Below are 11,834 nucleotides of genomic sequence, written 5' to 3'. Positions count from 1 at the left end.
AAGCTTTAAAAGATAAATTGGGTGTATAAAAAATGAGACTCGGCATTTTATGCTGGGCCTCATTTATCTTCAAATATTAACCTGTATTTATCTGTTTTAACAAGACAGAAGCAATTTTCTAACCTATTCTACACTTGAACATCTTTAATGGATGACTTAATTGGCGTAATTTCGATATCAATAATCGATTTTTTATGGATATTATGGTATTTTCCGAAATCATCCATCACACGATAAAAATCCCCTTTTTCTTGAAGAACCTCTAGATATAATTCAAAGGGATTATCTTTTTTTTCTGTAGTATACGTCACTTGTATTTCTTTGCCATTTGATAATGAGAAAACGATAATATAGCTGGCTTTTTTCATGGGAATCCATCTCCTTTTAGTTTATATTATACAATAACTCTGCAGAAAAATACGAATGGGTTGAAATTCTTTTTTAGCGAATGCTTGCTAGTAAACATTCTTTGTAATCCAAATATACTTTTTAGTAACATAGATTGGAGTGAATGAACGCATGGACTGGACAGAAAATCGTATTTTATCAGCGAAAAATGGCACGAATCCGATGATTATTAAAGAACTAAAAGACTAGTTTTTTAGCATTTGGCAATGTTCAATTTTTACCTGGATATTGCGTACTATTACCCAAGCGGGAAATTTTTTCTTTGAATGACCTTCCTCTAGAAGAGCGCAGTCAGTTTTTGTTAGAAATGCGCTCGGTTGGTGACGCATTGCTTGAGGTTTGTCACCCACTACGAATTAATTATGATAGCTTGGGTAACACGGATGCGTACTTACATGCATATATTTTTCCGCGTTATTTATGGGAAACAGAGTATTGTCTGAAAATGCCTGTCTGGCTCTATAATAAAACAAATTGATCTCCCCTAAATGGCCTATTCTGTTGAAAAGCATGATGAGATTCATGCTTTACTTACTCATTTTTTTGACTCATTCTGAACCGATGATTAGTTAAGCAGTTTGTCTGATTACTCATCTTAATTTTTTTCATAGAACATTTTGTGTTTTTCTCAGACTTCCTGTTATACTAGGAAAAGCACGAATAATTTTAGAGGTGATATCAATGCTTACAAAAACACCATTAACAAATAAAGTGACTTGGATAAATATTCATACTGAAGATAAATCTGAATTAAAAAGAGTCTATCAAAGTTATGAAATTGATGAGGAAATCGTGGACTACTCGTTAGATGAAAACGAGCGTGCCCATTTAGATTATGATCAACGGACAAATACTTTTGTCTTAATCTTTAACGTGACCAATCCTCTCAAAAATGATAACCATTATGAAACGATTCCGATGACTTTTATTATAAAGGATAACACACTTTTGACAGTGACAAATGAGCTCAATTATTACGTTTTGGATATTATGATGAAACAAGTGGCAGCAGAAAAAGTAGAGAGTATTTTTCAGTTTCTATTTGCCAGTTTGTTTATGATTATTGATTCGTTCTTTCCATATGTTGAGGAAATGGATAGAGAACGTAAACTAATTAATAATAAGTTAAAACAAAAAACGACCAAACAAAACTTGCTTGTATTATCAGATTTAGAGACTGGGATTATTTATTTTGTTTCTGCTTCCAAACAAAATGTCGTTCTTCTTGAACAGGTCAAAGCACATCAGATTTTCCGTTTACTGACAGAAAGTGAAAAGGAACGCCTAGATGATGTGCTAATTGAAGCGAGACAGCTGGTTGAAATGACTCAGTTATCTTCACAAATTTTGCAACAGCTGTCAGGCACTTATAATAATGTCTTAAACAACAATTTGAACGATACGATGAAAATTTTAACGGTCTTGTCTATTTTACTAACTGTGCCAACGATTATCACTGGCTTTTTTGGGATGAATATGCCTCTCCCATTAGAACACAATATCTTTGGATGGATGATAACCATTGGAATCAGCGTTGTCTTGTGGTTAGCCCTTTCATTTATCCTCAATCGACTGATGAAATAGAGTTGTCCGAATAATAACAAAGGTTGCGAGCCATATCATGAGAATGGTACAGTCTCGCAGCCTTGTTACTTAAATAGAGTAATAATGGTATTGCCATTTAAGTTTTTTTCATGCTCCAGTTTGGCGGCTACAACTAACTCTGGATTTGTAAGTAAATCATAAGCTGTTGTCGCAATAATTTTACCTGCAGCAAGCAAACCTTTATGTGCTACTTGGCTTTTTCTTCCTTAAGAATTTCTTGAGTATTTAGTATAAGCGATTCAAAAATATATACATTATTTTATTTCGACAGAAAATTTTATGAAAAAGAATAGGTAGTAGTCAACAGAGCTGACTGTACCTATTCTCTCTAAATGACTAAACTAGCGTACTTATCGTATCTATTTTAGTCTTCTTCGATTGCTTCATTTTGAAAGACTAATGTATTATCCAAAATGCTGACAAGTACTTTTGTTTTTGGCATAATTCTACCAGAAACAATCTCTTTAGCTAACGGTGTCTCGACTTCTTTTGTGATAAATCGTTTCAGTGGTCGTGCACCATAAGCTGGTTCATAAGCATTTTCAGCAATCCATGTTTTTGCATCGTCACTAATTTCTAGTTGGATTTCTTGGTGCTCCAAACGTTTGGCTAATTGTTGAATCATCTTCTCAACGATGCCTTTCACATTTTCTAGACTCAATGGCGTAAATAGAATCGTATCATCAATTCGGTTTAAGAATTCAGGTTTAAAGCTACCTCTTAGCATCGTTCGAACACCTTCTTCAACCGCCTCTGGTATGGTTCCATCAAGTGTTACACCGTCTAACAATAACTGAGAACCAATGTTGCTGGTCATAATCATCACGGTGTTTTTGAAGTCAACCACACGTCCTTTTGAATCCGTCAAACGCCCATCATCTAAGACTTGTAAAAGAATATTAAAGACATCAGGATGAGCTTTTTCGATTTCATCTAACAAAACAATCGTATAGGGATTACGGCGCACAGCCTCTGTTAGTTGACCGCCCTCTTCGTACCCCACATATCCTGGAGGGGCACCGACCAAGCGAGAAACAGAATGTTTTTCCATATACTCACTCATATCAATTCGCACCATGTGATCTTCAGAGTCAAATAGATTTTCAGCCAAGGCTTTGGCTAATTCTGTCTTCCCAACACCTGTAGGACCCAAGAATAAGAAGGAACCTAATGGACGGTTTGGATCTTGTAAGCCAGCACGTGAACGAATCACAGCATCACTAACCGCATCAACCGCTTCGTCTTGACCAATAACCCGTTTATGAAGCGTTTCGTTTAACTTCATTAGTTTTTCGCGTTCCCCTTCAACCAGTTTCGTTACTGGAATACCAGTCAAACGGCCAACCACTACAGCAATTTCGTTTTCAGTTACAGACTCTTGAACCATCCGGATGTTCTCTTTTTCATTCTTTTCTTCAAGTGCTTTTAATTCTTTCTCCAATTCAGGAATCGTGCCATGACGTAAAACGGCTGCTCGTTCCAAATTGTAGTTATTTTCAGCATCTTCAAGCTCGTGTTTGGCCTTATCTATCTCAGCTCGTTTATTTGAAACGGCATTAACTTCCTCTTTTTCCGTCTCCCATTGCATTTTCATGGCATTGGTTTCTTCACGAAGCTCAGCTAATTCTTCTTGTAAGGCAAGCAGACGTTTTTTACTTGCATCATCGGATTCTTTTTTTAAGGCAGCTTCTTCGATTTCTAATTGCATTAAGCGGCGCGTGACTTGGTCTAGCTCAGTCGGCATCGAATTCATCTCCACGCGAATGGTAGCACTGGCTTCATCCACTAAATCGATGGCTTTATCTGGCAAGAAACGATCAGTAATATAACGATCAGATAGAGTCGCTGCCGCAACTAAAGCATTGTCATGAATATTAACACTGTGGTGGATTTCAAAGCGTTCCTTTAGTCCACGCAAAATACTGATGGTATCCTCTACGGTTGGTTCTTGAACAAGCACTTTTTGGAAACGCCGTTCAAGCGCTTTGTCTTTTTCCATATATTGTCGGTATTCATCCAATGTTGTTGCCCCAATCAAATGAAGCTCACCTCTTGCTAACATTGGCTTCAATAGATTTCCAGCATCCATACTGCCTTCTGTCTTTCCTGCACCAACAATATTATGAATTTCATCAATGAACAAAAGAATTCGGCCATCGCTTTTTTTCACTTCTTTTAGAACTGCTTTTAAGCGTTCTTCAAATTCCCCACGAAACTTAGCGCCAGCAATTAACGCGCCCATATCTAGAGAGAAAATCGTTTTATCTTTCAGATTTTCTGGCACATCTTTTCGAACTATTCGTTGAGCCAATCCCTCTATGATAGCCGTTTTCCCAACACCAGGTTCCCCGATTAAGACCGGATTATTTTTGGTTTTTCTTGACAAAATCCGAATCACATCACGTATTTCTTCATCACGACCGATGATAGGGTCTTGTTTTCCACTTTTTACTTGTTGAACTAAGTCAACGCCATATTTTTCTAAAGCCTTATATTGCTCTTCTTGGTTTTGAGAAGTCACACGGTCTCCCCCTCTCATCTCTTCAATATTTTTACGTAGTTCTTTTTCAGTTAAGCCCTTTGCAACTAGATAGTTAGTTAAACGATAATTTTTTAGCTTCATGATTGCTAAAATAACAATCTCAGTTGATAAAAATTCATCGCCAAAGCTCTCGCGAAGTTTATCTGCTTCATTTAATAAATGAAATAGATTTTGACTCATGCTTTGACCGTATTGAACATTACCACCTGAAACAGTCGGGTACTCGTCCAAAGCTAAGTCAATCTCACGTTCAAATGCTTCAACATCGAGTCCAGCATCTGTATAAAAGTTACGACCAAAATGGTTTGGTTGTAAGAAAATTTTCCAAAGGTGTACAATATCAATCTCTTGATGTTTTCTCGTGATTGCAACGTTTTGTGCTTCTGCAATCGCTTCTTGCAAGGTTGTGGTCATTTTTTCAATATTCATAAATGGTTTCCTCCACTCTATAATCAATTTCGCCTTACAAAATCTAGTATACTCCTATGGTCAATAATGGTCAAAAGATATCATTCCTTTTTAACCTTTTATTAAGAACTTTTTTTTGTTCGTTTATTCGTAATATAAAAGACCTCTGATTCGTTGTTTGAGTAAGCTTTCTAGTTTACTTTTAAGAAAAGTCAGACAATTCATTTCTTTTCTTTTACAAATGATGATACACTAATCAGTAATAAATAGAAGGTTTTTTTGTGGGTCACATTAGTTATAGATGGGAGTAAAACAGATGAAAACAAAGGCAATTGCATTTAAAAAAGGGTTCGCATTAATCGAAGGAAATCAGTTTGAAGAAGTTGAATGGACCTTGGATTCTCTCAAGCCCTTTGACCTATTAGTTGAAGTTCAAGCTATCTCGGTGAACCCCGTGGATACGAAATTACGTCAAATATGGGCCTCTGATCAATGGAAGGTGTTAGGCTTTGATGCAGTTGGGAAAATAACGGAGACTGGTACACAGGTAACTGATTTTTCGGTTGGGGATTTTGTAATGTATAGTGGAACCAATAAACGAGCGGGCAGTTATGCAGAACATCAAGTAGTGGATGCTCGCCTAGTAGCTCGGCTTCCAAAAAATCTATCTATTGAAAAAGCGGCCGCAATGCCGTTGACAGGTTTGACTGCTTTTGAGGTTTTGTTTGAAAAAATGAACCTATTGGCAAAAAAATCGGGCAATTTGGATGAAACCATTCTTATCGTCAATGGTGCTGGGGGTGTTGGGTCAGTAGCAATTCAGTTAGCCAAATGGGCCGGCCTGAATGTCTTGGCGACAGCTTCAAGAAGGGAAACAACGGAGTGGATTAAACAGATGGGCGCAGATATCGCACTCAACCATCGCGAAGATTTAGTAAAACAGATGCAAAAACTTAATTTAACAGAGGTTAGAAGAATTCTCCTTCTCCATTCAACTGATGCCTATTATGAATCAATGGCACACTTTTTGGCGCCCTTTGGCCATTTAGCCTCGATTGTTGAAGCGAAAGAACCAGTCAATTTATCTATCTTAAAAAACAAATCAGCCAGCTTTGATTGGGAGTACATGTTTGCCAAAACAGATTATGGGTACAATATTGAGTCTCAAGGGGAAATCCTACAAAAGATTGCTCAATTACTAGAAGACGGGACAATTGTTTCTACACACACAGAGACCCTCCAAGAACTGTCTCCTGAAACTATCTTTGAAGCCCATCGCAGACTAGAAACCAATCGAACAATTGGTAAGCTAGTGATTAAGGTTAAATAAAGCAGACAGGCATTCCTATCTGTTTTAACCGAGAAGTGTTTAACTCCGAGAACCGGGTAGGTACTGTGCAACATCAACTCATGCTTCGTTGTGTTTTACAGCACCGAGTAGGTACTGTGCAACATCAACTCATACTTCGTTGTGTTTTACAGCACCGAGTAGGTACTGTGCAACATCAACTCATGCTTCGTTGTGTTTTACAGCACCGAGTAGGTACTGTGCAACATCAACTCATACTTCGTTGTGTTTTACAGCACCGAGTAGGTACTGTGCAACATCAACTCATACTTCGTTGTGTTTTACAGCAATAAGAACCTTCAACTCTAGCATGAGACATGCTAGAGTTGAAGGTTCGAAAAATAAGCTGAAATTGCTGTGAAACACTATTTACAAAGTAAATAGATGTAGAACAGTACCTACCTGGTCACAAAAATTTGAAGAGCACCACGTAGGAATCAATCAACATCGAAAGAAAGTCTTTCGTGTTTCTTGTCATTTCCGTGAATTCCTTCTTATTTCTCGGAGTTAAACACTTCTATCCCAACCTCACGCTCAGCTTTTAGAAAGATACGTAAAAGCTTATGAATTGAAAGAAGGTTAAGAGATTCAGTCGAAATCTTTTCACAAAAAAAGACACATTCCTAATGACTTGCTGTAATTAGCTCAGAATAGATTAGATGTAAATTCTAATCTATTCTGATTTTACGGCTCATTATAGGATGTGTCTTTACTTAATTCAATTCGATTATTTTTAAGACAATGACTATTTACTCATTACTCATTGCCTTTCGTTCTTTTTTTACTTCTTGAATCTCCTCTTGAATTTTCTTCCTCTTTTCAACAAGAACATAGACAAAACCGAACAAAAACGGCAAAACAAACGTTCCAAAACGATATAATAATACGGAAGAAATGGCATCTACAGTGCCTACGATTGGTCGAAGCAACAGTAAATAAACAAATTCAAACGAACCAATGCCTCCGGGTGTTGGAACTACTCCGGAAAGAATTACGGCAAAGCTAGTAAATGAAAAGGCCTGTAAAAAGTCCAAGTCAGAATGTTTACCCATCAAGACAAAATAAGGAATGATATACCATAAAGCGAGCTTAAGTAGATTCCAAGTGTAAATTCGCCAGACAGCAGTTCGATCCTGCATAATTGTATTGACGGTATCTCTAAGAGAGTAAATTTGAAGATTACAGGTATCAACCCAGCCTCTAATCTTTGGACTTTTGAATAAACGATTGGCTACAATAATTAAAAATACCTGTAAATTTACGCTACTAGATAATGCCAAAAGTGCAATAATCAAAACAATCGTCAAAATCATTCCTGCCAAGATAAATGGAATCATCTTAGGCGAGTTGGAATAAAAGAGTGAAAATTGGATAATCAAACTAACCACGGCATAGGTGATAACGGCAAATTTATACATTACCATATGTAGAGTAGTCACGCCCACTCCTTGTGAAGGCTTCAGTCCTTTTTTGCGATAAAAGTATACTTCTGAAACCAACGTCCCTGTTCCAAATGTGATGATTCGATAAAAGGCAACATAACAAGACGTCCAAAAACCATCTTGTCTCGAAAAACTAGGTTCAAAATGTTTTGAGATTTCTTTAATGGCCTGCCCTTCAGTAAGCAAAGAGATCGTGCCAATAATTAGGACACCAGCTAACACCATAAAACTCGTTGAACGTAACTCAGCAAATATATCCGCTAGTGAGTTCTGAACAAGGTAAAGAATAATCCCAACCATTCCAGCCAAAATAGCTATATTTACTAGCACTTTGAGTTTACTATTTTTTTTCATAAAGATTCCTCAATTCAATAATGATTAATGGAAAAAGTAAAGCAAGACACCATCTGTTACAATACCTAATAAAAAGCAAATCAAAAATTTCCGTTTGCGTGTCTTATGGTGAAACGCCTTTTGTGCAAGTAAGCCACCTAAGCCGCCACCGATTAACCCGACAAAAAGAAGATTACTTTCTGGGACACGCCATTGTTTCTTTTTGGCCTTCCGTTTGTCATAACCCATCAGACAAAACAAATAAAGATTGACAATAAAAAGATAGAACCACAACGGGTTACTACTCAGCTCTTGTAATAAACGATTCATACTTTCCCTCCAAGTCATACGTTATTAGCGTACCTCATTACGACCTTAGTTGCAAAGGGAAATCACTGGAATGTCAAAAAAGAGTAAAATTTCCAAAAAAATCTTACTCTTCTTAGACTATTTTAATTTTTGACATAAACAAATGAAATCAGAAGAACTAATTTATTTAGCATTATTCTCCGCAATTTTTACAATCACGTCTGTCGCTTTTTCCATCGCTTGTAGTGAAACAAACTCAAAGCGTCCGTGCATATTTTCGCCACCAGCAAAAATATTTGGTGTTGGAATACCCATATAAGAAATCTTAGAGCCATCTGTTCCGCCGCGAACGGGTTCGATGATTGGCTTAATATCTAGTTCAATCATTGCTTGCTTAGCCAACTCAACAATACTCATATCTTTTTCGATGATTTCTTTCATATTATAGTATTGATCAAACATATGCACTTGTACACGTTCTTGGTCAAATTGCGCGTTAATTTTTTCTTGGACATCTAAAATCATTTGTTTTCGTTCTTCAAATTTTTCACGTGAATGGTCACGAATGATATAACTCATCTTTGCCTCTTCCGGATTGCCTGTTAGAGCCATCAAATGGAAGAATCCTTCGTAACCTGATGTTTTTTCTGGCACTTCATTTTGAGGTAAAGAATTTTGAAAATCAATCGCTAGTTGTAAGGCATTAATCATGGTATCTTTTGCTGTTCCAGGGTGAACATTTTTTCCTTGAATCGTGATATCTGCTTGAGCGGCACTAAAGGTTTCATATTGAAGCTCCCCTACCGGACCACCATCCATGGTATAAGCGAAATCAACCGCAAATTCATTTACGTCAAATTTATCTGCACCTACACCAATTTCCTCATCAGGACCAAAAGCAACTTTGATTGTGCCGTGTTTGATTTCAGGATGGGCAAGTAAAATTTCCATTGCCGTCATGATTTCAGCAATTCCCGATTTATCATCAGAGCCTAACAATGTTGACCCATCAGTAGTAATCAATGTTTGGCCTGTATAATTTTTTAGATTTGGAAAGTCTTTTGTATTTAAAGTGAACTTGCCTTCTTTATCTAACTGGATAGTTGATTGGCCATCATAGTTTTCAATAATTTGAGGGTTCACATTGACTGCATTAAAGTCAGCTGTGTCCATGTGAGCGATAAAACCAATAGAACGGACTTGTTTTTCTGTATTGCTTGGCAGTGTTGCCATCACAAATCCATTTGCTTCATTATAAGAAACATCTGTTAGACCTAAGTCTTCAAGCTCTTTTTTTAAGACCTGAGCAAAGGCTGTTTGGGTCGGTGTTGAAGGAGTGGTGTTACTTGCAGCATTTGAGCGTGTTTCTGTTTTTACATAACGTAAAAATCTTGGTAATAAGTTTTCATACATAGTCAATTCTCTCCTTTATTTGAATGAAAATGGATTCGTAGAGGTTTCTGAAATGATAAAATCTACGGGCCAATTTTTTTCTAGTTTCCATTGATTGAATTTTTCAACCATTTTTTCTTTACACAAACTTTCGATATAGTGACCTGGATCAATAGCGATTAAGCCTGCTGTCTGCATATCGTGCGCAGTATGATAATAGATGTCTCCTGTTATATAGACATCCGCCTGATGCTTCAACGCATCAACATAAAACTTCTCGCCACTCCCGCCACAGATAGCGACACGTTTGACTGACATAGATTGCGTATCTACTATTTGGTTAGGTATGACGACCCGTAATCCTTCCAAATCAAAAGTTTTTTTGATTTTATCAAGGAAGGCTTCTAAAGAAAGAGCTTCTTTTAAGTTACCAACACGCCCAATTCCGTAAGATGTTGGTGTATTGTCCAATGAAATTAAATCATAGGTGGGTTCTTCATACGGATGTGCCGCAAACATCGCTTGAAGGAGAGTCTCTTTTAGAGGTTCAGGAAAAATCACTTCTATTTTAGCTTCTTGTACTTGTTCGGCCTGGTTGATTTGACCAATTGTTGGTTTTGCATCATCAACTGGAGTAAAACGCCCCGTACCAATCGAAGAAAAACTTGTTTCTCGATAATTCCCCTGTTCTCCCGCTCCTGCGTTTGCTAGGGCTTCTCTCATTTGTTTTGCAGATTCTACAGGAACGTAAACCGCTAACTTTTTGAAAGGAATTTCATGCGTTTTAGTCAAATAACTGTCAGAGACAACCTCTAGCGCTTCACAAAACCAGTCATTTAAACCATCTTCAATGATATCCATATTGGTATGAGCCGCATAAACAGCAATATTATGAGCTAATAAATCAGCATACATCTTTTGCTGAGGGGTATCTGTGGTCAATCGAGAAACTGGGCGGAAAATTGGTGGATGTTTGGCAATCAATAAGTCGATTTTTTTTTCAATTGCTTCTGCCACAACCTCCGGACGAACATCCAAAGTCATCATTACACGTTTGATTGGTTTGTTAAGGGTCCCAATATGTAAGCCGACTGGATCGCCTTCTTCTGCTAACCACTGAGGGCAGTAGGCTTCGAATTGTTGAATAAATTCTGTTCCCATGAGTTTGGTCATGCCAACATCTCCTCTATTAATTTTCTTTCTGTTTCTAGTTGCTCAATCTTTCCACTAGGAACCGTTTCTGCTAATGAAAGCTGCTGCAAGACATGGTTTCGTTGGTTTAACTCTCGTTGCCATTTTTTCTTAAATGTCGGATTCTTTTCTTTGGACAAAAAAGGGCCGAACATGAGCTGTTCGTTCGTGTAAGTCATTGTGTTTGGCGATTTTTCAGCAACAATAATTTCGTAAATTTTTTGATTTTCTTCGAGAATACGTTCTGCAATAATTTCATAGGATTCTGCCATCAACCAAGATCTAAGTGTTTTTTCACCGACATTTGGTTGTAAAATTAGGCGTTCTTTTCCTGAAAGTTTGTTCTTTGATTGCCCTTGAGCTAAAATATCACGTATTAGCGTGCCCCCCATTCCTGCAATAGTGATAGCTGTGATGTCGTCATCTTGCTCAATTGCATCAAGGCCACTTGCTAAACGAACTGTAATATTTTGGCTGAGATTATTTTTTTTAACTTGTTTAACAGCCGAAGTAAAGGGGCCAATGACTACCTCACCGGCGATTGAAAAGTCGATTTTTTTTGCTAAAACTAAGGCAACTGGCAAATAAGCGTGGTCTGAGCCAATGTCAGCTAGACGAGCGCCGTTCGGGACAAACTCCCCAACTGTAGCCAATCGTTTTGATAATTCTTGTTGATTCATAGCGCCACTCCTTCGCCTATTATTATATCATTCTTACTACAAAATAAAAGTTCTGCCACTTCAATGTATGTGTCAAGTATTTTGCGGTAACCATTATTTTAGAGTGATAGGTACGGCTCTATTTATATTATTTCACTTTCCTACCGCGCTTCGCTTGGTTGAATTGTGTCAAGTAA

The 11,834-nt window shown here is 37.4% G+C and carries 10 protein-coding genes and 1 pseudogene; 3 read left to right on the top strand and 8 right to left on the bottom strand.

What is annotated here, in order from left to right; genetic code table 11:
- Positions 1-128: 128 nt before the first annotated feature.
- Positions 129-368 (bottom strand): hypothetical protein, encoded by a 240-nt coding sequence (locus tag IGI37_RS07625; RefSeq protein ID WP_438761002.1) that lies wholly within the window; start codon positions 366-368, stop codon positions 129-131.
- Between the two features lie 151 nt (positions 369-519).
- On the opposite strand from IGI37_RS07625, the pseudogene IGI37_RS07620 reads away from it, so the two are divergent.
- Both IGI37_RS07620 and IGI37_RS07615 read left to right on the top strand, forming a co-directional pair.
- Positions 520-883: pseudogene (locus tag IGI37_RS07620) on the top strand (HIT family protein); the annotation flags it as partial.
- 206 nt (positions 884-1,089) lie between these two features.
- Positions 1,090-1,992, top strand: coding sequence for a magnesium transporter CorA family protein (locus IGI37_RS07615; RefSeq protein ID WP_438761001.1), 903 nt, complete (start codon positions 1,090-1,092; stop codon positions 1,990-1,992).
- Positions 1,993-2,057: 65 nt separating this feature from the next.
- On the opposite strand, the gene IGI37_RS07610 is transcribed toward IGI37_RS07615, so the two are convergent.
- Both IGI37_RS07610 and clpB read right to left on the bottom strand, forming a co-directional pair.
- Positions 2,058-2,189 carry a hypothetical protein gene (locus tag IGI37_RS07610; RefSeq protein WP_438761000.1) on the bottom strand — a complete coding sequence of 44 codons (132 nt, stop codon included), beginning with the start codon at positions 2,187-2,189 and terminating at the stop codon, positions 2,058-2,060.
- A 188-nt stretch (positions 2,190-2,377) separates the two neighbouring features.
- A complete protein-coding gene (clpB, locus tag IGI37_RS07605) occupies positions 2,378-4,984 on the bottom strand; it encodes an ATP-dependent chaperone ClpB (protein WP_438760999.1) in 2,607 nt (868 codons plus the stop codon).
- Between the two features lie 295 nt (positions 4,985-5,279).
- Between clpB and IGI37_RS07600 the strand changes: the two genes are divergently transcribed.
- Positions 5,280-6,293, top strand: a complete 1,014-nt coding sequence (locus IGI37_RS07600) for a zinc-binding alcohol dehydrogenase family protein (protein ID WP_438760998.1) — start codon at positions 5,280-5,282, stop codon at positions 6,291-6,293.
- A 767-nt stretch (positions 6,294-7,060) separates the two neighbouring features.
- On the opposite strand, the gene IGI37_RS07595 is transcribed toward IGI37_RS07600, so the two are convergent.
- The 5 genes from IGI37_RS07595 to IGI37_RS07575 form a co-directional block, all read right to left on the bottom strand.
- The gene (locus IGI37_RS07595; protein WP_438760997.1) at positions 7,061-8,107 is read right to left on the bottom strand and encodes a lysylphosphatidylglycerol synthase transmembrane domain-containing protein; all 1,047 of its coding nucleotides are present in this window, start codon (positions 8,105-8,107) and stop codon (positions 7,061-7,063) included.
- Between the two features lie 24 nt (positions 8,108-8,131).
- Positions 8,132-8,416, bottom strand: coding sequence for a DUF1294 domain-containing protein (locus IGI37_RS07590; protein WP_438760996.1), 285 nt, complete (start codon positions 8,414-8,416; stop codon positions 8,132-8,134).
- Positions 8,417-8,578: 162 nt separating this feature from the next.
- The gene (pepT, locus tag IGI37_RS07585) at positions 8,579-9,808 is read right to left on the bottom strand and encodes a peptidase T (protein WP_438760995.1); all 1,230 of its coding nucleotides are present in this window, start codon (positions 9,806-9,808) and stop codon (positions 8,579-8,581) included.
- A 15-nt stretch (positions 9,809-9,823) separates the two neighbouring features.
- Positions 9,824-10,960, bottom strand: coding sequence for a Nif3-like dinuclear metal center hexameric protein (locus IGI37_RS07580; RefSeq protein ID WP_438760994.1), 1,137 nt, complete (start codon positions 10,958-10,960; stop codon positions 9,824-9,826).
- Entirely contained in the window at positions 10,957-11,658 is a 702-nt protein-coding gene (locus IGI37_RS07575; protein ID WP_438760993.1) for a tRNA (adenine(22)-N(1))-methyltransferase, read from the bottom strand. The genes IGI37_RS07580 and IGI37_RS07575 overlap by 4 nt, the downstream gene beginning before the upstream one ends.
- Positions 11,659-11,834 lie beyond the last annotated feature (176 nt).

Source organism: Enterococcus sp. AZ194, from assembly GCF_051713825.1.
In the GTDB taxonomy this organism is placed as follows: domain Bacteria; phylum Bacillota; class Bacilli; order Lactobacillales; family Enterococcaceae; genus Enterococcus_K.
The sequence above is the reverse complement of the archived record's forward strand: the minus strand, read 5'-3'. Positions and strand labels throughout refer to the sequence as shown.